This window comes from Mesorhizobium sp. WSM4815, from assembly GCF_055811575.1.
Map to the genome: position 1 here is coordinate 105,370 of NZ_JBVVQS010000091.1, position 24,482 is coordinate 129,851.

At 63.4% G+C, this 24,482-nt stretch carries 24 protein-coding genes, 1 other RNA gene and 1 pseudogene; 17 read left to right on the forward strand and 9 right to left on the reverse strand.

All coding sequences use genetic code 11. From position 1 onward, the window contains the following. Positions 1-25: 25 nt before the first annotated feature. On the forward strand, positions 26-931 hold the full coding sequence (locus tag AC0L2B_RS13865) for a dienelactone hydrolase family protein (protein ID WP_473745722.1): 906 nt from the start codon (positions 26-28) through the stop codon (positions 929-931). Here the strand turns inward: AC0L2B_RS13865 and AC0L2B_RS13870 are convergent, their stop codons facing one another. Then, entirely contained in the window at positions 932-1,837 is a 906-nt protein-coding gene (locus AC0L2B_RS13870) for an EamA family transporter (protein ID WP_287057515.1), read from the reverse strand. A gap of 89 nt (positions 1,838-1,926) precedes the next feature. On the opposite strand from AC0L2B_RS13870, the gene AC0L2B_RS13875 reads away from it, so the two are divergent. Further along, on the forward strand, positions 1,927-2,412 hold the full coding sequence (locus AC0L2B_RS13875) for an Lrp/AsnC family transcriptional regulator (protein WP_473745793.1): 486 nt from the start codon (positions 1,927-1,929) through the stop codon (positions 2,410-2,412). 246 nt (positions 2,413-2,658) lie between these two features. Here AC0L2B_RS13875 and AC0L2B_RS13880 read toward each other — a convergent pair whose 3' ends face one another. Continuing rightward, entirely contained in the window at positions 2,659-2,856 is a 198-nt protein-coding gene (locus AC0L2B_RS13880; RefSeq protein ID WP_473493986.1) for a hypothetical protein, read from the reverse strand. A gap of 121 nt (positions 2,857-2,977) precedes the next feature. Continuing rightward, positions 2,978-3,484: a thioesterase family protein gene (locus tag AC0L2B_RS13885; RefSeq protein WP_473745723.1), complete on the reverse strand. Its 507-nt coding sequence runs from the start codon at positions 3,482-3,484 to the stop codon at positions 2,978-2,980. A gap of 200 nt (positions 3,485-3,684) precedes the next feature. Here AC0L2B_RS13885 and AC0L2B_RS13890 point away from each other — a divergent pair, with 200 nt between their 5' ends. Continuing rightward, positions 3,685-5,097 (forward strand): FAD-binding oxidoreductase, encoded by a 1,413-nt coding sequence (locus AC0L2B_RS13890; RefSeq protein ID WP_473745724.1) that lies wholly within the window; start codon positions 3,685-3,687, stop codon positions 5,095-5,097. A gap of 94 nt (positions 5,098-5,191) precedes the next feature. Then, positions 5,192-9,148 (forward strand): AsmA family protein, encoded by a 3,957-nt coding sequence (locus tag AC0L2B_RS13895; protein ID WP_473745725.1) that lies wholly within the window; start codon positions 5,192-5,194, stop codon positions 9,146-9,148. A gap of 25 nt (positions 9,149-9,173) precedes the next feature. Here the strand turns inward: AC0L2B_RS13895 and AC0L2B_RS13900 are convergent, their stop codons facing one another. From AC0L2B_RS13900 to AC0L2B_RS13915, 4 genes are all read right to left on the reverse strand, one after another. Beyond that, on the reverse strand, positions 9,174-9,401 hold the full coding sequence (locus tag AC0L2B_RS13900; RefSeq protein ID WP_023798778.1) for a ribbon-helix-helix domain-containing protein: 228 nt from the start codon (positions 9,399-9,401) through the stop codon (positions 9,174-9,176). Between the two features lie 20 nt (positions 9,402-9,421). Beyond that, positions 9,422-9,667: a DUF4169 family protein gene (locus AC0L2B_RS13905; RefSeq protein WP_473745727.1), complete on the reverse strand. Its 246-nt coding sequence runs from the start codon at positions 9,665-9,667 to the stop codon at positions 9,422-9,424. Between the two features lie 19 nt (positions 9,668-9,686). Next, entirely contained in the window at positions 9,687-10,220 is a 534-nt protein-coding gene (locus AC0L2B_RS13910; protein ID WP_473745728.1) for an SspB family protein, read from the reverse strand. Positions 10,221-10,338: 118 nt separating this feature from the next. Continuing rightward, positions 10,339-11,028: a TetR/AcrR family transcriptional regulator gene (locus tag AC0L2B_RS13915; RefSeq protein ID WP_091594214.1), complete on the reverse strand. Its 690-nt coding sequence runs from the start codon at positions 11,026-11,028 to the stop codon at positions 10,339-10,341. A gap of 152 nt (positions 11,029-11,180) precedes the next feature. Here AC0L2B_RS13915 and AC0L2B_RS13920 point away from each other — a divergent pair. Beyond that, a pseudogene (locus tag AC0L2B_RS13920) lies at positions 11,181-12,385 on the forward strand (multidrug effflux MFS transporter). A gap of 148 nt (positions 12,386-12,533) precedes the next feature. Here AC0L2B_RS13920 and ssrA read toward each other — a convergent pair. Continuing rightward, positions 12,534-12,890, reverse strand: a transfer-messenger RNA (tmRNA) gene (ssrA, locus tag AC0L2B_RS13925). Between the two features lie 171 nt (positions 12,891-13,061). Between ssrA and AC0L2B_RS13930 the strand changes: the two genes are divergently transcribed. From AC0L2B_RS13930 to AC0L2B_RS13955, 6 genes are all read left to right on the forward strand, one after another. Next, positions 13,062-13,373 (forward strand): DUF2853 family protein, encoded by a 312-nt coding sequence (locus AC0L2B_RS13930; protein ID WP_292484188.1) that lies wholly within the window; start codon positions 13,062-13,064, stop codon positions 13,371-13,373. Between the two features lie 199 nt (positions 13,374-13,572). Next, positions 13,573-14,367 (forward strand): thymidylate synthase, encoded by a 795-nt coding sequence (locus tag AC0L2B_RS13935; protein WP_473745729.1) that lies wholly within the window; start codon positions 13,573-13,575, stop codon positions 14,365-14,367. A 201-nt stretch (positions 14,368-14,568) separates the two neighbouring features. Beyond that, the gene (gene modA, locus AC0L2B_RS13940; protein WP_473745730.1) at positions 14,569-15,363 is read left to right on the forward strand and encodes a molybdate ABC transporter substrate-binding protein; all 795 of its coding nucleotides are present in this window, start codon (positions 14,569-14,571) and stop codon (positions 15,361-15,363) included. A gap of 13 nt (positions 15,364-15,376) precedes the next feature. After that, complete coding sequence (gene modB, locus AC0L2B_RS13945) at positions 15,377-16,081, forward strand: molybdate ABC transporter permease subunit (protein ID WP_027153742.1); 705 nt, start codon at positions 15,377-15,379, stop codon at positions 16,079-16,081. Beyond that, a complete protein-coding gene (gene modC / locus AC0L2B_RS13950; RefSeq protein WP_473745731.1) occupies positions 16,078-17,190 on the forward strand; it encodes a molybdenum ABC transporter ATP-binding protein in 1,113 nt (370 codons plus the stop codon). The genes modB and modC overlap by 4 nt, the downstream gene beginning before the upstream one ends. A gap of 87 nt (positions 17,191-17,277) precedes the next feature. Continuing rightward, positions 17,278-17,619 (forward strand): winged helix-turn-helix domain-containing protein, encoded by a 342-nt coding sequence (locus AC0L2B_RS13955; protein WP_023798788.1) that lies wholly within the window; start codon positions 17,278-17,280, stop codon positions 17,617-17,619. A 27-nt stretch (positions 17,620-17,646) separates the two neighbouring features. On the opposite strand, the gene cobF is transcribed toward AC0L2B_RS13955, so the two are convergent. Beyond that, positions 17,647-18,420 (reverse strand): precorrin-6A synthase (deacetylating), encoded by a 774-nt coding sequence (cobF, locus tag AC0L2B_RS13960; RefSeq protein ID WP_473745732.1) that lies wholly within the window; start codon positions 18,418-18,420, stop codon positions 17,647-17,649. A 348-nt stretch (positions 18,421-18,768) separates the two neighbouring features. Here cobF and AC0L2B_RS13965 point away from each other — a divergent pair, with 348 nt between their 5' ends. The 6 genes from AC0L2B_RS13965 to AC0L2B_RS13990 all read left to right on the forward strand — a co-directional run bounded on the left by AC0L2B_RS13965 (position 18,769) and on the right by AC0L2B_RS13990 (position 24,478). Then, positions 18,769-19,782, forward strand: a complete 1,014-nt coding sequence (locus AC0L2B_RS13965; RefSeq protein ID WP_473745734.1) for a DUF4424 domain-containing protein — start codon at positions 18,769-18,771, stop codon at positions 19,780-19,782. Further along, positions 19,782-20,300: a dihydrofolate reductase gene (locus AC0L2B_RS13970; RefSeq protein WP_473745735.1), complete on the forward strand. Its 519-nt coding sequence runs from the start codon at positions 19,782-19,784 to the stop codon at positions 20,298-20,300. The genes AC0L2B_RS13965 and AC0L2B_RS13970 overlap by 1 nt, the downstream gene beginning before the upstream one ends. Positions 20,301-20,441: 141 nt before the next feature. Then, positions 20,442-21,551, forward strand: a complete 1,110-nt coding sequence (gene hflK, locus AC0L2B_RS13975) for an FtsH protease activity modulator HflK (protein WP_091594230.1) — start codon at positions 20,442-20,444, stop codon at positions 21,549-21,551. Beyond that, complete coding sequence (gene hflC, locus AC0L2B_RS13980) at positions 21,551-22,528, forward strand: protease modulator HflC (protein ID WP_023798793.1); 978 nt, start codon at positions 21,551-21,553, stop codon at positions 22,526-22,528. Before hflK ends, hflC begins: the two co-directional genes overlap by 1 nt. An 84-nt stretch (positions 22,529-22,612) precedes the next feature. Then, on the forward strand, positions 22,613-22,825 hold the full coding sequence (locus AC0L2B_RS13985) for a DUF2065 domain-containing protein (RefSeq protein WP_473745736.1): 213 nt from the start codon (positions 22,613-22,615) through the stop codon (positions 22,823-22,825). A 138-nt stretch (positions 22,826-22,963) separates the two neighbouring features. Further along, on the forward strand, positions 22,964-24,478 hold the full coding sequence (locus AC0L2B_RS13990; protein ID WP_128180498.1) for a DegQ family serine endoprotease: 1,515 nt from the start codon (positions 22,964-22,966) through the stop codon (positions 24,476-24,478). The last annotated feature ends 4 nt before the right edge of the window (positions 24,479-24,482 follow it).

Here is a 24,482-nt window from a genome sequence, read left to right on the forward strand (position 1 = left end):
TGTTCCCGAAGCCGAGGAGAGCGCCATGACAAAACCGAGCCCTGCCAGCCCCGCTGTCACCAGACCCGCCATTACTCAGGCGATGATCGACGCGTATGACGAATACACGCATCTGACGCTCGACCGGCGGCGCTTCATGGAACAGTTGACCAGGCTTGCCGGATCAGGTGCGGCCGCCGCCGCAATCGCACCGCTGCTGGCGGCGAATTCAGCCCGGGCGGCAATTGTTGCCGAGGACGATTCACGCGTGACGGGCGAGGACATCAGCTATCCCGGCAGCGGTGGCGAGATGAAGGGCTATCTGGTCAAGCCGGCCGGCCAGTCCGGCAAGCTCGGCACGGTCATCGTCGTGCATGAGAACAGGGGGCTCAACCCGCATATAAGCGATGTGACGCGGCGCGTGGCGCTGGAAGGCTTCGTTGCGCTCGCCCCGGATTTCCTGTCGCCGCTCGGCGGCACGCCGGCCGACGAAGACAAGGCGCGCGAGCAGTTTTCCAAGCTCGATCCGGCGCAAACCACTGCCAATGCGGTCGCAACGGTCGCTTTCCTCAGGGGCAGCGAGGATGGCAACGGCAAGGTCGGCGCGGTCGGCTTCTGCTGGGGCGGCGCCACGGTGAACACACTGGCTGCCAATGCGCCGGATCTGGCTGCCGCTGTCGCCTATTACGGCATGCAGCCGAAGGCCGAGGATGTGCCGAAGATCAAGGCGGCGCTGCTGCTGCATTATGCCGGGCTCGACACCCGCACCAATGCCGGTATCGACGCCTTCAGGAAGGAGCTCGATGCAGCCGAAGTCGAGTACACGATCGATGTCTATGAAGGCGCCAATCATGCCTTCAACAATGACACGTCGGCGGCTCGCTACGACAAGAACGCGGCGGACCTCGCCTGGGGCCGGACGATCGCCTTTCTCAAGGAGAAGCTTGCCTGATCAGGCATTTGCCGGTTTGTGAAAAGCGACGCCGGCCACCACCAGCGCGATGCCGATGCAATCGGTGGGGCTTGGTATCTGGCGGAGCACAATGACGCCGATCAGCGTGGCGGTGACCGGCAGCAACGACAGCATCAGCGCGAAGCTCGATCGTGGCAGCCGCGACATGGCAAGCTGGTCGCAGATATAGGGGATGACCGACGAGCAGATGCCGACGCCGATGGCGGCGATGAGCAGTGGCGGCGCCGAGAAAGCCGGCAGCGCATCGGTGAAGCCGATCGGCAGCACGATGAGGAAGGCGACCGCCATGGCGGCGCCCAGGCCGGCGATGCCGTCGCCAGCGCCGGCGCGGGCAACGCGATGGCCAAGCACGATGTAGCCGACGAACAGCGCGCCGTTGAGGAAAGCCCAGAACAGCCCGATCGGGTCGCTTGACCATTTGACGTCGATGAGCAGCAAGGTGCCGGTGACGGCAACGGCAAGCGCTGCGAGATTGCGCGGGCTTCTGACGCCGACCAGCGCAACGCCGATGGTGCCGACGAATTCGATCGCCGCGACCAGCGAGATCGGCAGGCGGTCGAGCGCCAGGTAGAAGGAGCAATTCATCACGCCGAGGCAGGCGCCAAAACCGAGAAGCAGCAGCCGTGTCGGCCCGTCGGCGCGGGCGAAGGCCGTCCACGGCCGGGTCAGCGGCGCGAAGACAAGGGCGGCCGTGACGATGCGCAGCCAGGCCATGCCGAGCACGCCGACATGCGGGAAAAGCAGCACGGCGAAAGCCGGCCCGAGATAATGAAACACAGCGCTGACACCGAACCAGACATGCGGCGGCAGCGATGTCGCCAGCCTGCCAAAGACAGGGCCGCCGAGGGCAGGGATAGCAGCTGGGGCTTGCGCTTGATCGTCCATAGGATCATTATTGCAGGCAGTTTTACCTTTTTATATGGGCAATGGCCGACCAAAGAGATCATTTGTTCTCCTGAACAAAGGAGTTTTTCCTGAAACGCGTTCGAAACGAAAATGCTGATCTGGATGCGGCGGATCTGAAAATCCTGCGCCTGCTGGAAAAGGATGGTCGCACCAGCACCGCCGAACTGGCGCGCTCGGTCGGCCTGTCGGCGCCGAGCGTGGCCGAGCGCATCAAGCGGCTGCAGGAGAGCGGTGTGATCGAGGCCTATACTGTGCGGATCAACCCCGCCGCGCTCGGCATGAAGCTGTCGGCATGGCTGCGGATCAGGCCGGTGCCCGGGCAGTTGGCTGCGGTCGCCGAGATCATCCGCGATTTGCCGGAAATCGCCCAGTGCGATCGGGTGACCGGCGAGGACTGTTTCATCGCGCTGGCGCATGTCGGCTCGGTGGCCGAGCTCGAACGGGTGATCGACCGCATCATTCCGTTTGCGATGACCAACACCGCAATCATCCAGTCGTCGCCGGTGGTGGCGCGTTCACCGCTTGCGGCAGTGTTCGTCAATACATCAGCTTAACTGGAAAAAGTCGCGCAGCCCCTCATCGCCCTGCCGGGCACTTCTCCCCGTATAGTGACGGGGAGAAGGACGCTGTCATCAATGGTTTCGCCAATTTGCGGGCGTTGCTGGAAGAGCGCCGAGGCTGCGGCAAGCTCCCTTCTCCCCGTCTCTATACGGGGAGAAGGTGGCGGCAGCCGGATGAGGGGCGGCGCAAACGCCCCCGAAAATGCGACCGGAGGACGAGACCATTTCTTCCCGCGCCGATCAGGCGTGGCCGCGCTTCAACCGTGCTTGCTTCAGGATGGCGCGCCAGCGGATCATGGCGAAAGGGATCGGCTCGTTGTTGTTGGCGATGGAAAAAATTTCGTAGTTGAGGTTCTTCAGCGATCGCCAGAAATCGTAGTCGCTGATGCGTGGGTCGGCCGCCAGCCTGTCCGCCTCGACCTTGATATCGGTTTTCATGCAATTTCCCCGAACCGCTTCAGCCCCCGCCGCCAGTATCCCAATGCGGACGGTTTTCGAACACCCGGCTGAGTCGTTCAACGCCTCAATTCGGCTTGTTCACGTTAAAACCCTGGTAAGGTTAACGGCGGTCTGACTGCGGCTCAAGCGTCTTGCGACGAATACCGATCGAACGGCCGGCGCGCTCAGGCATCGGCAGCGCCGCATGGGCGGCGCGCATGGCTTCGACCTTGGCCAGGACATCGGCCGGGAAGGGCGCCACCTTCGGTCCGGACATGTCGACATGCAGCGACAATGATTCGGACGTGGCAGCGAGCCAGCCGTCGACATGGCGGATTTCCTGGTAGGCTCTCAGCCGCTTGTCGTCATGGTCGAGCAGCTGGAACGAGACATCGACCTTATGGTCGAGATGTAGCTCCCTGATATAGCAGACATGGACTTCCGCCGTGTAGATGGTCAGCCGGCGCTGCTTCGCATAGTCCGGCCCCATCCCCATCATTTCGAACGCTTCGTCGGAACAGCGGTCGAACAGCACGTTGTAATAGGCCATGTTGAGATGGCCGTTATAGTCGATCCAGTCTTTTTCGATGGCCATGGGAGCAGAGGCGAAGGGGGCGGCGGTGGACATCGAAAACTTCCTTCTGGCTGGACAGGACGTGGTCGGGGAGACTAGAGCGACGTGCGTCCAATTGGACGCACAAAGTACGCTCTAGCACATTGAATCTTCGCATCGTGCTTCCGAAAATCGATTTCGATTTTCGGGCCGATGCGATAGGCATCCATAAGTCCATAACAAGGGTGGACGCTGGTCCATTCGCGGAGGAATAGATGGCTCTGAGCGACCTCAATCCGGTCGAGCGCAACGAAGAAGGCATCGCCGCGGTGCTCGGCATCCTCAAGCAGCGGCTCGGCGAACGGTTCCAGACCGGGCAGGCGATCCGCACCCAGCACGCGCATACCACCACCTACATTCCGACCCAGGCGCCGGACGGCGTGGCATTTCCGGAGACCACGGCGGAGGTGCAGGAGATCGTTTCGGCCTGCGCCGCGCACCGCGTGCCGGTGATCGCCTTCGGCGTCGGCTCCTCGCTGGAGGGCCATACCAACGCGCCGGGCGGCGGCATCTCTGTCGATACGTCGCGGATGAACCGCATCCTCGCGGTCAACCTGCAGGATCTCGATTGCACGGTTGAGCCCGGTGTGACGCGCGAGGATCTCAACCGGCACCTGCGCGACACCGGCCTGTTCTTTCCGATCGATCCGGGCGCCAATGCATCGCTCGGCGGCATGGCGGCGACGCGGGCGTCGGGCACCAATGCGGTGCGTTACGGCACGATGCGCGAGAATGTGTTGTCGCTGACGGCGGTGATGGCCGACGGCGAGACGGTGACGACCGGCAAGCGCGCAAAAAAGAGCTCTGCCGGCTACGATCTGACGCGGCTGCTGATCGGCTCCGAAGGCACGCTCGGCATCATCACCCAGCTGACGCTTAAGCTGCAGGGCATTCCGCAGGCGATTTCCGGCGGCGTCTGTCCGTTTCCAAGCGTCGAGGCGGCCTGCAACGCGGTGATCGCGACAATCCAGATGGGCATTCCGGTGGCGCGCATCGAACTGGTCAATGCGCTGCAGATGCGGGCGATGAAGAGCTATTCGAAACTTGACTATCCCGAAAGCCCGTGCCTGTTCGTCGAATTCCATGGCAGTGATGCCGGCGTTGCCGAGCAGGCCGAAACCTTCGGCACGATCGCCGAAGACTATGGCGGCGGACCATTCCTGTGGACCAGCGTCGCCGAGGAGCGGACGAAGCTGTGGAAGGCCAGGCACGACGCCTATTGGTCGTCGCTGACGCTGCGGCCGGGCGCCAAGGGGCTGTCGACCGACGTTTGCGTGCCGATCTCGCGCTTTGCCGAATGCGTTATGCAAACCGAGGCCGACATCGCCGAGATGGGGCTGATCGCGCCGATCGTCGGCCATGCCGGTGACGGCAATTTCCATGTGCTGGTGCTGATGGACGCGGACGATCCGAAGGAAATCAAGCAGACGGAAGAGTTTGTCGCGCGGCTGAACATGCGGGCGATCGGCATGGATGGAACCTGCACCGGCGAACACGGCATCGGACAAGGCAAGATCGGCTTCCTGCGCCATGAACTCGGCCACAGCGTCGATATCATGCGCACGATCAAGCAGGCGCTCGATCCGCAGAACATTATGAACCCTGGGAAGATACTGCCGGCCGACTAAAGTCTTTTGCTTTTGGGGCGATCGATTTGCCTCTTTATCGACACGCTGATGCGGGTAGAGTGCGGCTGATTTTCACTCAACTGCTTGGGGGTTGATGCTCGCACGCCTGTTCGTGATCTTCGGTGGTTTTTTCGTGCTGGTGCTGTGTGCGGCGCTGGTGGTGCCGTATTTTATCGACTGGACGGGCTACCGGGCCGATTTCGAGCGCGAGGCGAGCGCCATTCTGGGCCGCAAGGTCACCGTTCAGGGCGATGCAACGGCGAAATTGCTGCCGTTTCCCTCGGTGACCTTCTCGAATGTCACTGTCGCCGGCGGCCCCGGCGGCCGGCCGGCAATGACCGTCGAGACCTTTTCGATGGATGCCGAACTGGCGCCCTTCCTGAGCGGCGAGGTGCTGATCTTCGACATGCGGCTGGTGCGGCCGAAGGCGACGATCGACATTGCCGCCGACGGCACGGTCGACTGGGCGATACGCCCGTCCTCGCCCTACGATCCCAGCCAGATCTCGATCGAGAAGCTGACGGTGACCGACGGAGAGATCGCGCTGCGCCATGCCGCCGGCGGCCGCAGCCATCGTCTTTCCGAGATCAATTCGACAATCTCTGCCAGATCGCTGGCCGGACCCTGGCGGATGGATGGTTCGCTGCGGCTCGACGGCCTGCGCAGCACGGTCGTCGTGTCCACCGGCAAGGCCAGTGGCGACGGACAATTGCGGCTCAGGCTCAAGGCCGATCCAGACGCCTATCCGCTGGTCATCGAAGCGGATGGCAATGCCGGTATTGTCGATGGTGCCGCGATCTATTCGGGCCAGTTCAAGGTCACAAGCTCTGACAGGAATGGCGCCGACAAGCGTTTGGCGCAGCTTGACGGCACCGACGGTGAGAAGGCCAGCGCCGGCAAGCCGGAACCGGGGTTCAGGCTGAACGGCAAGTTCTCGCTCGACCACCGGAAGCTTGGCGTCGACGAATTCCGCTTCGAGACCGGGCCACTCGACAATCCCTACACCGCCGACGGCAAGGCTGCCGTCGACCTTGGGCCGAACCCTCGCTTTTCAATCGAGGCCGATGGCGCTCAGGTGCAGTTCGATGAAGCCGTCGGCGCCGCGACCGGACTGACGCTGTCGGAGCGCGTCGCGGCGTTGGAGCAGGCGCTGCTCGCCCTGCCCAAGCCGACCATACCGGGCACCGTCGAGGTGAAGTTGCCGGCGGTAGTGGCCGGCGACACGACGGTTCGTGACGTGCGCCTTTCGGCCGAGCCGGCCGATGCCGGCTGGTCGGTGAAGTCGCTGGGCGCGACGCTCCCGGGCCGTGCCAGGCTGGAAGCAAACGGCATGCTCAGTCTCGAGGATCAGTTCGGCTTCAGCGGTTCGCTGCTTCTGGCCGTGGGGCAGCCTTCCGGCTTCGCCGCCTGGCTGTCGAAGGATGTCGACGAGGCGATCCGCCGGCTTCCGGCCGCCGGCTTCAAGGCCAAGGTCGACCTGTCCGGTAACCGCCAGGCCTTCAGCGACCTCGAACTCGTTCTCGGCAAGGCGAAATTTTCCGGCCGCATCGATTCCAGCCAGGGCAACGACGCCAGGCCGTCGGTGCTGATGCGGCTCGACGGCGGCGAGCTCGACGTCGACGGGCTCGCCGCCTTCGCCTCGATCTTCATCAGCGACAAGGGCGCCAACCGATTTTCCGACCGCGACCTCGATTTCCAGATCAAGGCCGGGCCGGTCAGCGCCGGCGGACTGACCGCCGATACGGTCGATACGGCGCTCAGGCTGCGCGACGGGCTGCTTGAAATCGACCGGCTCTCGGTCGGCGGACTTGCCGGCGCCTCGATCAGCGCCACCGGCCGGATCAAGGATTTCCCAGCGAGCCCGACCGGCAAGCTCGATGCCTCTGTGGTCGCCGTCGATCTCAAGCCGTTGGTCGATGTCGCGGCGAAGCACTATCCCGACAATGCCGTGCTGAAAGGGCTGGCGGGGCGTGTCGCCGCCTATCCCGAGCTGTTGCAGAATACGCGCATCGATCTGGTGACAAGTGCCGCCGCCAATGGCGACGGCACGACGGGACTGGCGGTCAGCGCGCAAGGCAGGGCAGGCGGCTCGGCGTTTTCAGCATCGCTGTCCGGCAAAGGACTGGCCGATCGGCTTCTCGAGGCGCCGGTGTCGGTGACCTTCAACGCCAGGAATACCGACGCCACCGCGCTTCTGGCGCTTTACGGCCTGCCGGCGCTGCCGCTCGGCATGCTTGGCGAGGCGACTACTGATGTTTCGGCGAAAGGCACGCTTGGCGGCGGCATGGCGACGAGCTTCAACCTGACCGGCGACGATTTCAAAGCCGGTTTCGACGGAACGATCGCCAGCGCGCCACAAGGCGCCACCGCCAAGGGCAAGATCAGCCTGGAAGCCGCCGATATCGAGCCGTGGCTGATGACGACAGGCGTCGGACTGCCGGGCCTGGGGACAGGCATGTCGACTTGGCTTGCGGCCGACGCCGACTTCGGCAACGGCCGTCTGGTGCTGTCCAGCCTCAGCGGCGCCATCAACGAGGCTGCGGTTTCCGGCGACCTCAATGTCGGCGTCGCCGACGGGCTGCCGCATCTTGCCGGCGCGCTGGCGCTCGATGATCTGGATCTCGACCCGATGGCGGTGGCAGTGTTTGGCGACCAGGCCTTTCTGGGCTCCGGCAAGGCTTGGCCGGCCGCCCCATTCAGCCAGAAACCCATCCTGCCGTTCACCGCTGAACTCGAGTTGACCACGGCGTCGCTGGTCGCCGGCCCGTTGGCCACGGCCTATGACGCGGCGCTTTCGCTGAAGCTCGACCACGAAGGCATCCGCGTTTCGGACCTCAAGGCAAAGTTCGCCGGCGGCGCGCTTTCCGGACTGTTCGAGCTGAAGAACAATGACGGCACCGGGTTTTTCTCCGGCCAGCTGAAACTTGCCGGCGCCGATCTGGCCACCGTGCTGCCAGAGACCGGCATCAGCGGAACCGGCGATTTCTCGGCGGCGCTCTCGACCAGTGGCAAATCGGTCGATGCGATGGTTGCGGCGCTGTCCGGTTCCGGCACGGCGGCGCTGAAAGGCTTGACCATTGCCGGCGTCAATCCCGACGCCTTTGGCGCCTTCATCGCCAAGGCTGACGCCATTGGGCGCGATATCGACGCGGCCAAGACCGCCGGCTTCGCGCCGCAGATCGCCGCGGATGGCAGTTTTCCGGCTGGGGATGCCGACATCGCCTTCACAATCGCCGGTGGCACGCTGAGGGCACCGCCGGTCAATCTTGAAAATCCGGCGGCGACGCTGTCGGCCGACATCACGGCGGACCTGAAGGCCAGCATGGTCGCTGCCATTGGCTCGATCACTTATCGGCCCGGCGACGAAGCGCTGGTCGGCTCCGATCCGACCGTGAACTTCAGCGTTGACGGGCCGTTCGGCGCCGCGAAGCGGCGGTTCGACAGTGAGCCGCTGGCGCAGTTCCTGACCCAGCGCGCGCTGGAAAAGGAGCAGCAGCGTGTCGAGGCGATGCAGGCAGCGCTGCTTGAAAAGCAGCGGTTGCGGCGCGAGGTGCGTTACTACGCGGCCCTGCAAGCCGAGCGCGTCAGGGCAGCCGAAGAATTGCGCAAGCAGCAGGAGGCGGCGCGGCTGAAAGCTGAGGCAGATGCCAGGGCGAAAGCCGAAGCCGAGGCAAAGGCTCGAGCTGAAGCGGAGGCAAGGGCCGAAGCGGAGGCGAAGGCCAAGGCGGATGCCGAGGCCAAGGCTAAGACGGATGCCGAAGCGAGAGCCAGGGCGGTGCAACAAGCGGTGGACGAGGCAGTGAAGGCCGAAGAACAGCGACGCCGGAAAGCGGAAGAGGCGAGGCGGACGGAAGAGGCGGCGCGGATCGCCGCGGAACAAAAGGCAAAGCTCGACGCCGAGCGCAGGGCCGCCGCTGAGCAGGCGCAGAAATTCGAGCGCATGCGTCAGCCGCCGGCCAATGACAACCCGGGGCCATCAGAATCCGCGCCAAAACCCACGCTTGAACCTTCGGCGATCGACAATCTGCTGAAGTCGCTGGGCGGCGGATAGCTCTGCTTAGTGTGAGATATCCGGGCTAGACCGGTTTCATCCCTCGCTTCGCCCAATCCAGGACGTAGAGCCTGAGCGCCGAGGACAGGTTGGCATCGCGCGGCCGGGCCTCGTCGATTTCGGCGACGAGGGCGGCGAGAGTCAGTTTGCGTGCGGCGGCGATGGCGACGAGATCGTCGAAAAACGGCTTTTCGAGCGAATAGCTGGTGCGATGGCCGCGAATGGTCACCGAGCGTTTCTCGACCGGGCTCACCGGACCTGACTCATTGCACTTCAAGCATCGGACTTATCCGAAAACCCGGCCGCATTTTTCGGGTTGAAATCCGGGGAATCCGGATCGCCCAAAACTTCGCGGCGATGGCCGGCGACAAATTTTTCTGCCTTGTCGGCGATCGAACGGTCACGCTCCCGGTTGGCCCTGGAGCGGCCGTGCAGCGCCCGGTTCTGTTCGGCCAGGCGCTTCTGCTCGGCTCGTGCCTTCTGCTTGCGGGCCTGGCGGAGGTTGACGATGTCGGCCATGTCGCGCGGCCCCGTCGGATTACTTCTTGCGGAAGGCGTCGAGCGACACCACTTCGGCGCCCTTGGCGGCGGCGTCGGCCGCGGCCGGCTTCTTTTCGGCCTCAGCGGCCTTCTTCTTCTCGGGCTTCTTCTCGGCGACGACGGCCAGCGGTTCGGAATCGGGCTTGCCGGCCAATTCCGCTTCTGCCGAGGTCTCCGTCTTCACGTCGAATTCGAGCTCGAAATTGACGGACGGGTCGTAAAAGCCGCGCACGGCCGAGAACGGGATTTCCAGCTTTTCCGGCACGTCGGAGAACGACAGCCCGACCTCGAAGCCGGTGTCGGTCACCTTCAGGTCCCAATACTGGAACTGGATGACGATGGTCATCTGTTCGGGATAGCGCTCCCGCAAGCGGGAAGACACGCGCACGCCGGGGGCGCCGGTCAGGAAAGTGATGAAGAAATGATGGTTGCCGGGGAGGCCGGTGCGCGCGACTTCGGCCAGGACCTTGCGCATGACGCCGCGCAGTGCCTCCTGGGCCAGAATGTCGTAGCGAATGTGGTCGTCGGCCATGTCGCTGTCGGGTTCCGTTGAATCGTCCGCATAGCTGTAATCAAGCTTGAGCGCGGCGTAAACCGGATATAGATGCCGGCAGCACAGATGCGAGAGGGCATGCCTCAGATTTGATCGCTCAGGCGCCAGCGAGCGCGCTGTGCTTTTGCGCATCGGCCGCCGGCTGCCGCTTGGCGAAGGCGCGCAGGAAGGTGCGCACGCCATGTGTCGCGGATTGCAGCACTTCATCATCGGTCGGCGTGCCGCCGAGCATGAAGGTCGTCTGCAATTCGGCATTGGCGAGGGCCTGGAACTGGCGCGCCGCGACATCGGGGTCCTCGATGTCGAGGAAACCGGCATGGGCGAGGCGGGCGAAACGGGCGGCGATCGCCGGCCATGTCCTGCCCGGTCCCAGTTCGCGCCATTCGGCAAACAGCTCGGGATAGCGCTCGCCCTCGGTCTGGATCAGCTTGCGCAGGAACTTTCCGTCGCGGCTGCAGATACAGTTGCGGGTCATCCGCACGGCGAAGGCGATCAGATCGGCCTCGAGATCCTTCGGCTGGTCGGGAAAGGTTGAAATGGTGGCGAAGATGCCGGCATTGCAGCGCTCGGTGAGGTCACGGACGATGGCGACGAAGAGTTTCTCCTTGTCGCCATGGTGATTGTAGATCGTCTGGCGCGACACGCCGGCCTCGGCGGCAATCATGTCGATATTGGCGCCGGCGAAGCTTTCGCGGCAGAACACCGCGCCGGCAGCGTCCATGATCGAGGCGCGCTTTGCCTCATGGCCGCGTGGCGGGATGCTGTCAGGAGAAACGTCGTGCTTCATGAAAACTATATAGAGGTGATTGACGAATTAGACAAGAGTGTCTAAATTTATGGACTTAGATTTAGAGGAATTCCCCCTGCAGGAATTCCACGGGATGGGACGTCCAGGATTACACGCCGGTCGGCAAACCAGATTGAAAGAAGCCCGCTATCATGAATCCCCAATTCCTCCGCATCGCGGTTGTGCTCGGCCTGTTGTCGGCCATCGGTCCGTTCGCCATCGACATGTATCTTCCCGCACTGCCTTCGATCGGCGCAGATCTGCAGGCCAGCACCGCAGCCGTGCAGATGAGCTTGCTGATCTTCTTTCTCTCCATGGGTTTTGGCCAGATCGTCGTCGGACCGATCTCCGACATGGTCGGGCGCAAGCTGCCGCTCTATGGCGGCCTCGCCCTGTTCATGGTCGGCGGCATCGGCTCGGCGCTGGCGCCCTCGGTCGAATGGCTGATCGCCTTCCGTTTCCTGCAAGGGCTCGGCGCCAGTGCAGGCATGGCGGTGCCGCGCGCCATCGTGCGTGACCTGCACACCGGCACCAAGCTGCCAAGCTGATGTCGCTCCTGATGCTGGTGTTTTCGGTGTCGCCGATCCTGGCGCCGCTGACCGGCAGCGTCATTATCGAGAATTTCGGCTGGCGTGCGGTGTTCTGGACGGTGACCGGCGGGGCGGTGCTCGCCACCATCCTGCTGGCGACCTCGCTGAAGGAGACGCGGCCGGTCGAGGCGCGTGCAGGCAGTTCGTTCGGCACCGCGCTGTCGGCCTATCGCTTCCTGATCGGCGACCGCAACTTCCTTGGCCTGGCGGCCATCGGCGGCTTCGGGCTGGCGAGCTTCTTCGTCTATCTGTCGAGCTCCTCCTTCATCCTGATAGAACACTACGGGCTGTCGCCGTCGGTCTACAGCGTGTTCTTCTCGATCAACGCGGTCGCCTTCATCGGCATGTCGCAATTGACGGGAACGCTGTCCGAAAGGTTCGGGCTGAGGCCGGTGGTGCGGGTCGCGGTGGTCGGCTATGCGACGACGATGGTGGTGCTGTTCGCGGTGATGGCGTCCGGCGTCGATCGGCTCGACGTCATGGCGGCGCTGCTGTTCGTCGGCTACGGGTTCCTCGGCCTGGTGATCCCTGCGACTTCGGTGCTGGCCATGGAGGAGCATGGCGCGATCGCCGGCACGGCCTCGGCACTGATGGGCACCCTGCACTTCGCCATCGGCGCGGTCGCCATGGGCATCGCCGGGGTGTTCTTCGACGGCACGCCGCTGCCTATGGTGGCCGGCATCATGCTCTGCGCGGTGATCTCGTTCACGCTGGCCAAGGTGACGCTCGGCCGCGGACGGCAGGTTGTCGAAGCGCCGGCAGAATAGATGCTTTCCAGTGAGAGCAATGAAAAAGGCCGGGTCAGTCCCGGCCTTTTTCACGTCTGGGCGCGGCGGCGCGGCCAGCAAGCCTGCTGTCGTCACAGTATCGAGGTGAGATGGGGATCGGAGGGAAAGTTGGAATCGAAGCAGGAGAAGTGGAGGTTTCTGTTGCCAGGTACCTCCGAACCCCGCCTAGAAGTGCGAACCGCTAGGGCTTGATTTGAAGCTGTCGCACCGCTTACGCGGCGAGACGTGCTTCCGCATAGTTGTCGTTGGCAACTATAAGTTCAGCCCGATAACGGTGGTACAATGCCGGGCAAAAGTACGATCTTTACACCTTCGTCGATCCTATTTCGCCCCCAGCAAAAGCCGCTCTTCGCAGAGCGGTTTTTGGTGGAGGCGCCGGGTACCGCCCCCGGGTCCGAACGGCTTATTTCATCGCCTGTTTATCGCCATAGTCGGTCGAGCCGACGAAACAGATATAGGGACCGATCGTGAAAAATGAAAGGCCTCAATGATGCTTTGTCCGCTGTCTCAAACAGCATCGCCAAAGGCTTGACTTGTCAAGGCTCTCAACCGAAGCTTTGCGGCGGTGAGGAGTTACCGACTAGCGCACATTTTGCGGCAGCGCGCCACAACCCTCATCGACTGGATCCCGTGGCGCCGACGAGGGGAAAATTCGATGGCCGATTATCTCGCAGACGTGAAGAAGTACGACGCCGCGGCGGATGCCGACGCGGTCGCCAAGATCGTGAAGCATTTGGGCATTGCGCTCAGGAATCGTGATTCCTCGCTGGTCTCCTGCACGGATCCCGACGAACTCGGTCGCGTCAAGGCCAGCTGGGTTGCCAAAAAGCTCGGCGTCGACGACGGCGGCAAGGCGGACGCCGCCATCGAAAAGACCTGCAAGGCGATGGAGGCCGATAACACCAAGAGCCGGGTGACCTTTTATTACCTGGTCGCCAAGGAGTTGGGCAAGCTCGCCAGCCTCTGAGCATCGCATGTCAATTTGCGGATGCTGACGCGGGCAGCTCTTTCTCCCCGTCACTATACGGGGAGAAATGCCCGGCAGGGCAATGAGGGGCGGCGCAAACGACCGGTAAGAGAAAGCGACTCTGGTGCCGTTTTGACATATTCGGTCGGCAGCCAGTCGGTTATGATTGCCTAACCCGAATCGAGCCCCCGAATCGCCGATGCGCCAATATCTCGACCTGTTGAAGCACGTGCTGGAAAACGGCGCCGATCGCGGTGACCGCACCGGCACCGGAACGCGCTCGGTGTTCGGCTACCAGATGCGCTTCGACCTCGCGCACGGCTTCCCGGTCACCACCACCAAGAAGCTTCACCTGAAGTCGATCGTGCATGAACTTCTGTGGTTCCTGGCCGGCGACACCAATATCAAATATCTCAACGACCACGGCGTCTCGATCTGGGACGAATGGGCCGACGAGAATGGCGACCTCGGCCCGGTCTACGGCAAGCAATGGCGCTCCTGGCCGGACGGCTATGGCGGCGCCATCGACCAGATTGCCAATCTCTTGAAGGAGATACGCAAGAATCCTAATTCCCGACGGCTGATCGTTTCGGCGTGGAACCCGGCCGAAGTGGAAGCCATGGCGCTGCCACCCTGTCATTGCCTGTTCCAGTTCTATGTCTCGGAAGGCAGGCTCTCCTGCCAGCTCTACCAGCGTTCCGCCGATATCTTTCTCGGCGTGCCGTTCAACATTGCTTCCTATGCGCTGCTCACCATGATGGTGGCGCAGGTCACGGGGCTGAAGCCCGGCGATTTCGTCCATACGCTGGGCGATGCGCATCTTTATGCAAACCATTTCGAGCAGGCGCGCGAACAGTTGCAGCGCACGCCCAAGGCGCTGCCGACGCTATGGATCAATCCGGAGGTGAAGGACCTTTTTGCCTTCCGCTTCGAAGATTTCCGGCTGGAAAACTACCTCGCCGATGCGACGATCAAGGCGCCCATCGCGGTGTGAGCCGCAACATCGGGCTTTTTGCTTTGTCTCAAATTGCTCGCCGGTGCTGTGTCGTCCGCCCGCGAGCGGTGGCGGTGTCATGCAGTGCCGTCGGCGGGCTATTGGGCTAAGTCAGGCAAAGAGCCTTCCCTTGTTATATTCAGGCGGATATATCGACTGGCAGGGTCGCGCCGATCGGATTTCAAGCCCCGGGAGAGTTTCATGCTGGTGCGCAAGGGTTTCGGATTGAAGGCGGCCGCCATTGGCGGTCTTGCGATATTGATCGCCGCCATGCCGGTTGCCCATGCCGATGACAGGCTGATCGTCTTTGCCGCCGCAAGCATGAAGAACGCACTGGATGCAGTGAACACCGCCTGCGCCGCCGATGTCGGCGAGGCGGCGACCATTTCCTATGCGGCAAGCTCCGCATTGGCCAAGCAGATCGAGGGCGGCGCGCCGGCCGACGTCTTCATCTCGGCCGATCGCGACTGGATGAACTATCTGTCCGGCAAGAAGCTGACCAAGCCGGGTTCCGAGGTGAAATTGCTCGGCAACCAGATCGTGCTGGTGGCGCCGAAGGATTCGACGGTCGAAACCAGGATCGAAAAGGGTTTTGATCTTGCCGGGCTGATCGGTGACGGCAGGCTTGCCATGGGCGATTTCAAGGCGGTGCCGGCCGGCAAATATGGCAAGGCGGCGCTTGTATCGCTCGGCGTCTGGTCCTCGATTGAAGACAAGTTGGCGCAGGCCGAGAACGTGCGTGCCGCGCTCAAGCTGGTCTCCACAGGTGAGGCAGCGCTCGGCCTCGTCTACGCCACCGACGCGCATGCCGAGCCCGGCGTCAAAGTGATCGGCACCTTCCCGCAGGATTCGCACCCGCCGATCGTCTACCCGGTTGCCCAGATCGCGGATTCGAAGGACAAGCATGCGTCGGCATTCCTAAAGTGCCTGCAATCCGCCGAGGCAGGCGAGCTCTTCAAGGCGCAAGGTTTTACGGTCCTCACGCCGAGCAACTGAGGCACGCCAAAAGATGGATTGGTTGCTGGACCTCACTCCCGACGAATGGAACGCGGTCCGGCTGTCGATCAAGGTGGCGACAGTGGCGATGGTCGCCAGCCTGCCGCCCGGCATATTGATCGCGCTTGTGCTTGCCCGTGGCCAATTCTGGGGCAAGACGCTGCTCAACGGGCTGGTGCATCTGCCGTTGATCCTGCCGCCGGTGGTTATCGGCTATCTGCTGCTGCTCTCCTTCGGCAGGCGCGGCCCGGTCGGGGCGTTTCTGGCCGAGCATTTCGGCATTGTCTTCTCCTTTCGCTGGACGGGTGCCGCATTGGCCTGCGCTGTCATGGGCTTTCCCCTGATGGTGCGGGCGATCCGGTTGTCGATCGAGGCGGTCGACCGCAGAATCGAGGCGGCGGCCGGGACGCTTGGCGCCAATCCGTTGTGGGTGTTCGGGACGATCACGCTGCCGCTGATCCTGCCCGGCCTGATTACCGGCGCGATCCTGTCTTTCGCCAAGGCGATGGGCGAATTCGGCGCAACGATCACTTTCGTTTCCAACATCCCCAACCAGACGCAGACGCTGCCGTCGGCGATCTACACGTTCACGCAGGTGCCGGGCGGCGATGCCGGAGCGCTCAGGCTGACGCTGATCTCGATCGTCATCTCGATGGCAGCACTTGTCGCATCGGAGGTGCTGGCGCGGCGCGTCGGCAGGCGGATGGATATCGAATGACGGTTGTGGTCGACATCAGCCATCGGCTCGGCGACTTCGAGGTCGACGCCCGCTTCGAGAGCGCCGGGCGGCTGACCGCGCTGTTCGGGCCCTCGGGCTCCGGCAAGACGACGCTGATCAACATGATTGCCGGCCTGATCCGGCCGGACAAGGGGCGGATCGAGGCCGACGGCCGCGTGCTGGTCGATACGGATGCGGGTCGGTTCGTGCCGAAGCACAAGCGCCGCATCGGCATGGTGTTCCAGGACGCGCGGCTGTTTCCGCATATGAGCGTGGCGAGCAATCTGCGCTACGGCCGCTGGTTCACGCCGACGGCCGAACGCTATGCGGACATCAATGCTGTGGTCGACCTTCTCGGCATCGGTGGTTTGCTGGACCGGCGGCCGGCAAAGCTTTCCGGCGGCGAGAAACAGCGCGTGGCCATCGGCCGGGCGCTGCTCGCCAGCCCGAAACTGTTGCTGATGGACGAGCCGCTGGCTTCGCTCGACGAGGCCCGCAAGGCAGAAATCCTGCCTTATATCGAGCGGCTGCGCGACGAGACGAAAATCCCGATCGTCTATGTCAGCCATTCGATTTCAGAGGTCGCGCGGCTGGCAAGCAACGTCGTTGTGCTGGCGCAAGGCAAAGTCGCTGTTTGCGGCCCGACCGGGGCGATCATGCAGCGGCTCGACCTGTTGCCGGCGGAGGAGCGCGGCGAGGGCGGCGCGGTGCTGGATACCGCGGTGCTGCGCCACGACAATGTCTTTGGCATGACCGTGCTCGGCTCGGTGGCGGGCGAGATCCGCGTGCCGCTTCTGGCGGTGCCGGTCGGTGCGCCGATGCGCATTCGCATCCGTGCCCGCGATGTGATGATCGCCACCGAACAGCCGACGGGTCTCAGCGCGCTCAACATCTTGCAGGGCATGATCGTGACGATGGCGCCGGGCGAGGGTCCCGCAGTCGAGATCGGCATCGACTGCCATGGCGCAACCGTGCTTGCCCGGATCACCGAGCAATCGCGACAGACGCTGAAACTCCGGCTTGGTCGAGAGGTCTACGCGGTGGTCAAGACGGTTAGCTTCGACCCGGCGAACATGAGCGCCGGCCTGCCAGTCGAGGCGGATGGATGACCCGCGGATGATCGTCGCTATATCATTTTGGAATAGCGGTAGCGCCGGAGAGCTTCTAGGATGGATGGCGGGACTGCGGAGGAGAGAATGCCGTCGCTGAGCTTGCGGATAAACCTCGATCCAGAAGGGCGGATCGGGCCGGGCAAGATCGAGCTTCTGGAGCAGATCGCCGCCTTCGGCTCGATCTCGGCGGCGGCGCGCGGCATGGAAATGTCCTACAAACACGCCTGGGATCTGGTCGAGGACATGAACCGGGTGTTCGGCAAGCCGCTGGTCGCGGCGCAGACCGGTGGCAAAAAGGGCGGCGGCGCGCAGTTGACGCCGGCGGGGCTTGCGGTGGTCAGCCGCTTTCGCGCCATCGAACGGGCTGCGGCTTCCGCGGCGGCGGCGCATCTGGAAGCATTACAGGCGGAGATCGATGCCGGGTGAGGTCGGTGGAACCTGTATCGGCGGAGCCTACTCCTCCGGCTCGCCGGGCTTGCGCAGCAGATAAGTGTCCATGATCCAGCCTTTTTTCCGACGCGCCTCGTCGCGGGTCCTGACGATCTCGTCGCCGACGTCGCCAAGGCGGCCGGAAATGAGGATCTCGTCGGGCGTGCCGAGATAAGCGCCCCAGTGGATAAGGAGGTCGTTGTCGTCCAGCGTGTTGAAGGCGCATTTGCCGTCCAGCATGACGACGGTGCTGCCGGCATTGTCGGGCAAACCTTCCTCGGTGAGCCGGCGGCCGGTGGTGATCTGAACCGCATCGCCGATGCGGTTCAGCGCCATCTTGTGGCTGGCGGCGAGCGCCTGGACGGCAGTGATGCCGGGAATCACCTCGAGCTCGAACGTGACATTGCCTCTCATGCGCACCCGCTCCAGGATGCGCAGCGCGCTGTCGTAGAGCGAGGGATCGCCCCAGATCAGGAACGCACCGCAGCCATCTTGCGAAAGCTCGTCGCGGATCAGGCTTTCATAGATCGCGGCGATCGCCTCGTGCCAGTCATCGACGGCCGAGCGATAGGAGGGCGCTGGCTCGGCCCGCACCGGCACGTCGAATTCGACCCGGCGCGAGTTTGGATTGGTGACGAATCGATCGCAGATCTGGCGGCGCAGCTCTGCGAGATCGTTCTTTTTTGCGCCCTTGTCGGGAATGAACAGCACGTCGGCGCGGTTCAAGCCGTCGACCGCCTGCACGGTCAAGTGGTCGGGATTGCCGGCGCCGATGCCGATGACGAGAAGCTTGCGCATGGGCGAACTCCTGCCCGATCGGAGCGTCGCTGTCCAGACTGGCCCGGCAGGTCGGCATGGCATGTGCGCAAGCGCGGAAGGGCTTTGAAACTCCGCATTGAAACGTCTAGAGCGACGCGCGTCCACTTGGACGCGCAAAGTACGCTCCAGCACCTTTAATCGTCGCATCGTGCTTTCCGAAAATCGATTCCGATTTTCGGGCCGATGCGATAGAGCGACGTTCGTCCACTTGGACGCGCAAAGTACGCTCTAGCACCTTTAATCGTCGCATCGTGCTTTCCGAAAATCGATTCCGATTTTCGGGCCGATGCGATAGAGTCATAGCGGCATCTCGCCCAGGGAGCTTCCATGTTCCGTTATGTCCTGACCGCCGCGCTGGCGCTTTCGGCCACGCCCGTGTTCGCCAATGATTCGATCGCCGAATTGGGGACGGGCGGCCTGATCCTGTCGCGCAGCGACGCGGTCGCCATGGAGAGCGAGGACCTCTACATCTCACCGGAAAAGGTGACGGTCGACTATGTCTTCCGCAACATCACCGACAAGGATGTCGACGCGATCGTCGCCTTTCCGATGCCTGACATCGAAGGCGATCCGAACGAGATGCCGGCAATTCCCGACGGCCAGAGCGACAATTTCCTCGGCTTCGAGGTGACGATCGACGGCGTGGCGGCAAAGCCGCAGCTCGAGCAGAAGGCATTTGCGCTCGGCATCGACATCAGTGCCGATCTCGAGTCGCAGAACGTGCCGTTCTACCCGTTCGGCGATGCGGCCAGGGCGGCATTGGCGAAGCTGCCGCAAGCGGTTGCCGACGACTGGGTCGACCGCGGCCTCATCATCGAGGACACCGCCGACGACGGTTCGGGCATGAAAACCGTCTATGTGCCGTTCTGGCAATTGCGCTCGACCTATTGGTGGCGCTCGACCTTTCCAGCCAACAAGGCAGTTCGCGTCGCCCATCGCTACAAGCCCAGCGTCGGCGCCACCTCCTCGGTCAGCTTCTTCTATGACGGCCAGTTCCAGGGCCAATACGCCGCCTACAAGACCCGTTACTGCATGGACGGCATGTTCGAGAATGCGATTCGGAAGGCGGCGAAGCGCAATCCCGACGGCACTCTGAGATATTTCGAAAACCGCATCGCCTATGTCCTGACCACTGGCGGCAACTGGGCGACGGGCTCGATCGGCAAGTTCAAGCTGACCGTCGACAAGGGCGATCAGAAGAACCTGGTCTCGTTCTGTGGCGAAAACGTCAGGAAAGTCGGGCCGACGCGTTTCGAGATGACGGCAGAGAATTTCTACCCTGAGCACGACATCGACATATTGCTGCTGGCACCTTCGGGCGATGGCGGGAGCGGCGGCTGATGGACGTCGCGATCTATGTCGCCATCGCCGAAAACGGTGTGATCGGGCGCGATGGCGGTTTGCCGTGGCGGCTTTCCAGCGATCTCAAGCGGTTCAAGGCCGACACGATGGGCAAACCTGTCATCATGGGTCGCAAGACCTATGAAGGCATCGGCAGGCCTCTGCCTGGCAGGCTCAATATCGTGGTGACCCGCGACAAGGCCTGGCGCGCCGAGGGCGTCGAAACCGCGCATTCGCTCGACGAGGCGATCCGCCTGGCCAAGGTGCGCGGGCGCTGCATGGCCGGCGCCGACGAAATCTGCATCATCGGCGGCGGCGAGATCTATGCCCAGGCGCTGCCGCTGGCCGACCGCCTGCATGTCACCCATGTCCTTGCCGCGGTCGACGGCGACGCGCATTTCCCGCCGATCGACCCGGATTTGTGGCGCATCGGCCGCTCGCTGGGCGTTCCGGCCGGTGAAAAGGATAGTCATGCGACACGCTATTCGGTTTACGAGCGACGCCGCGACGTGCATTGAGAGACGGTAAAGGGTCGCGACGGTCCAAAACGGGCGGTGACGACGACCGATCGCGTTGAAAGCGCGCCGTCGCATCCCTATAGAAGAACAACACCGGATTTTGCGTCGTCAGGCCGGCGCATAGGGAGCGAAAGGACATTTATGCCCTGGAATGACAAAAGCGGCGGAGGCGGCGGCCCATGGGGCGGCGGCAACAATCCAGGACCCTGGGGGCAGGGACCAAAGGGGCCTAGCGGTCCGCAGGGCTCGCCTCCCGATCTCGAAGACATCATCCGGCGCGGCCAGGACAGGTTGCGGCGTGCTTTGCCGGGTGGCGCTGGCGCCAGCCCAGCCGTGTTCGGATTGATCGCGGCGGCGCTTTTAGCGCTGTGGGCGTTCAAGGCGGTCTATACCGTGCAGCCCGACGAGGTTGCGGTCGAACTCAGATTCGGCGTGCCAAAGGCAGAGTTCTCCCAGCCCGGCCTGCATTTCCATTGGTGGCCCATCGAGACGGTCGAGACGGCCGTCATTGCCGAACAACTCGTCAACATCGGCGGCGGCACGGCCTCCGGCAACGGTTCAGGGCTGATGCTTTCGGGCGACCAGAACATCGTCAACGTCCAGTTCTCGGTGGCCTATCAGGTCTCCGATCCGAGGGCCTATCTGTTCGACGTGTCCGATCCCGACGGCATGCTGCGCCAGGTCGCCGAAAGCGCCATGCGCGAAGCGGTCGGCCGGCGGCCGGCGCAGGACATCTTCCGCGACGATCGCGAGGGCATTGCAGCGTCCGTGCGCGAAATCATCCAGACGACGCTGGACGGCTACAAGGCCGGCCTGAACGTCAACGCGATTTCGATCGAGGATGCCGCACCGCCGCGCGAAGTGGCCGACGCCTTTGACGAGGTGCAGCGCGCCGAACAGGACGAGGACAAGTTCGTCGAGCAGGCCAACCAGTACTCCAACCAGAAGCTCGGCCAGGCGCGCGGCGAGGCCGCACAGATCCGCGAGGAGGCGGCCGGCTACAAGAACCGGGTCGTGCAGGAGGCCGAAGGCGAGGCGCAGCGCTTCATCTCGGTCTATGACGAATACGCCAAGGCGCCGGATGTGACGCGCCAGCGGCTTTATCTGGAAACGATGGAGAGGGTTCTGAAGGATTCCAGCAAGGTCATCATCGAGCAAGGCAGCGGACCAGGGGTCGTTCCCTATCTGCCGCTGCCGGCATTGCAGCAGAAGGCGCCGGCGCCGGCGCCGGTGCTGGGAGGAAACCAGTGATGGCCAACCGTCTTCCCATCATCGCCGTCATCGCCGCGGTCGTCCTGTTCCTGCTCTATTCGTCGGTCTTCGTTGTCAATGCGCGCCAGCAGGCACTGGTGCTTAGGTTCGGCGAGATCGTCGACGTCAAGAGCCAGCCGGGCATCTATTTCAAGGCGCCGTTCGCCTTCTTCGATGCCGACAGCGTGCAGCTGATCGAAAACAGGGTGCTGCGCTTCGACCTCGACAACATCCGCGTCCAGGTTTCGGGCGGCAAGTTTTATGAGGTCGACGCCTTCATCGCCTATCGGATCTCGGATCCGCGCGTGTTTCGCTCCGCGGTGTCCGGCCAGATCGAGCTGGCCGAGGCACGCTTGAGGACGCGTCTCGACGCCGCCTTGCGCCGTGTCTACGGTCTGCGCGACTTCGAGGCGGCGCTCTCGGAAGAGCGAGCCGTGATGATGCGCGAAGTGCGCGATCAGCTGAGGCCCGACGCCACGTCGCTCGGCCTGCAGATCGAGGATGTCCGCATTCGCCGGACCGATTTGACGGCGGAAGTCTCGCAACAGACATATGACCGCATGAAGGCTGAGCGTCTGGCCGAAGCCGAGCGGCTGCGGGCGCGCGGCAACGAGGCGGCGCAGCGCATCAGGGCGCGCGCCGACCGCGAAGTGGTGGAGATCGTCGCCGAGGCACGGAGAGAGTCTGAAATCCTGCGCGGTGAAGGTGAAGCTCAACGCAGCGCCACCTTCGCGAACGCCTACCAGCGCGATCCAGCCTTCTTCGACTTTTACCGGTCGATGAATGCCTACGGCACGGCGCTGAACAGTACCGGGACGACGATGGTGCTGTCGCCGAATTCGGACTTCTTCCGTTTCTTCCGCAATCCCGCCGGCGCGGACACGCCGGCAGCGCCGGCTGCACCGGCAGCGCCTGGGCCAGCAGCTGTGCCCCGTGCACCCGCTGCACCGACAGCGCAGCCAGGCACCGGTCAGTAACGGCCGTTGCAGGACTTTCTGGCGGCAATAGGCCTGGTTCTCGCGCATGACCCCGAAAATCGGAATCGATTTTCGGAAAGGATCATGCGCCAAATCAAAGTGCTACAGCGTCCTTTGCGCGTCCAAAAGGACGTGCGGCGCTGTAGTGTCGAGGGCCTGGTCTATGGCGGCTTTCCCGGTCTCGCCAAGAAACTTGCCGGCGAGGTTCTGTCGATGCCGGAAAATACGCTGCGGGTCGCCGGGCTGATTGCAATCGCCGTTGGTGTCGGGCTCGTCTGGCTGGTGCGTGGTGGATGACGATGATTTCGGGATAACGGAGGATTTATCCTCCGCCGATAGCCATAGCCGCAAACGTGCCGTATTTCTTGCCAACATGGCTCGACGCAGCGTTTTCGGCGAGCGCTTTTCTTCTCAGAGACACCGGGAGACTTCTCGATGACATCCAACAGCTTTTTGCGCGCGGCGAGGCGGACGTTGACCGCGGGTGCTGCAGCACTTCTTATCGGCGTCGCTACCGTCCCGTCGCTGGTGACGCCCGCGGCCGCCGACGACGGCCCGGCTTCGGTCGCCGATCTCGCGCAGGGCCTGCTCGGCGCCGTGGTCAATATATCGACCTCGCAGAGAGTGAAGGGCACGGAAGGCCCGGGCGCGGTGCCGATGCCGCAGCTTCCAGAGGGCTCGCCCTTCCAGGACTTCTTCGACGATTTCTTCAAGAACCGTCCCGGCGAACAGGGCAACCCCTCGCAAAAGGTGCAGTCGCTGGGCTCAGGCTTCGTGGTCGACGCCGAGCAAGGCATCGTGGTGACGAATAACCACGTGATCGCCGATGCCGACGACATCGAGGTGAATTTCTCCGACGGCGTGACGCTGAAGGCGACGCTGGTCGGCACCGACACCAAGACCGACGTGGCGGTGCTGAAGGTCGATCCGAAAGGGCACAAGCTGACGGCGGTGAAATTCGGCGATTCCAGCAAGATGCGCGTCGGTGACTGGGTGATGGCTATCGGCAATCCGTTCGGCCTCGGCGGCACCGTGACGGTCGGCATCGTCTCGGCCCGCAACCGCGACATCAATTCCGGCCCCTATGACGATTTCATCCAGACCGATGCCGCGATCAACCGCGGCAATTCCGGCGGGCCGCTGTTCAACAGCGCCGGCGAGGTGATCGGCATCAACACGGCGATCATCTCGCCGTCCGGCGGCTCGATCGGCATCGGCTTTTCCATTCCCTCGCAGCTGGCGTTGGGCGTCGTCGACCAACTCCGCCAGTTCGGCGAGACGCGGCGCGGCTGGCTCGGTGTGCGCATCCAGCCGGTGACGGACGACATTGCCGAGAGCCTCGGCATGGCGACCGCCAAGGGAGCACTGGTCGCCGGCGTCATCAAGGGCGGGCCTGTCGACAACGGCACCATCCTGGCGGGCGACGTCATCATCAAGTTCGACGGCAGGGACGTCAATGAAATGCGCGACCTGCCGCGCGTCGTCGCCGAGAGCACGGTCGGCAAGGCTGTCGACGTGGTCATCGTGCGCAAGGGCGTCGAGCAGACCGTGAAGGTGACGCTTGGCCGGCTCGAAGATGGCGAAAAGCTTGCCAGCGGCGAGAACGGCAATACCGACAAGGACACCGGCGACGAGGCGCCTGCCGTTTCGACGGCGTCCGTGCTCGGCATGACCGTTGGCGACCTCAACGACGAGACGCGGACGAAATTCGGTATTGCCGCCGAAGTCTCCGGCGTCGTCATCACTGAAGTCGCCAAGGATTCAGCCGCTGCCGAACGCGGCATCCAGGCCGGCGAGGTGATCACCGAGATCGCGCAGGAATCGGTCGCCACGCCCAAGGATGTCATGGACCGGATTGCTGCGTTGAAGGAGCAGGGACGCAAGAATGCGCTGCTGATGCTGGCGTCGAAGAGCGGCGAATTGCGGTTTGTGACGATCCGGATGGACTGAGTCC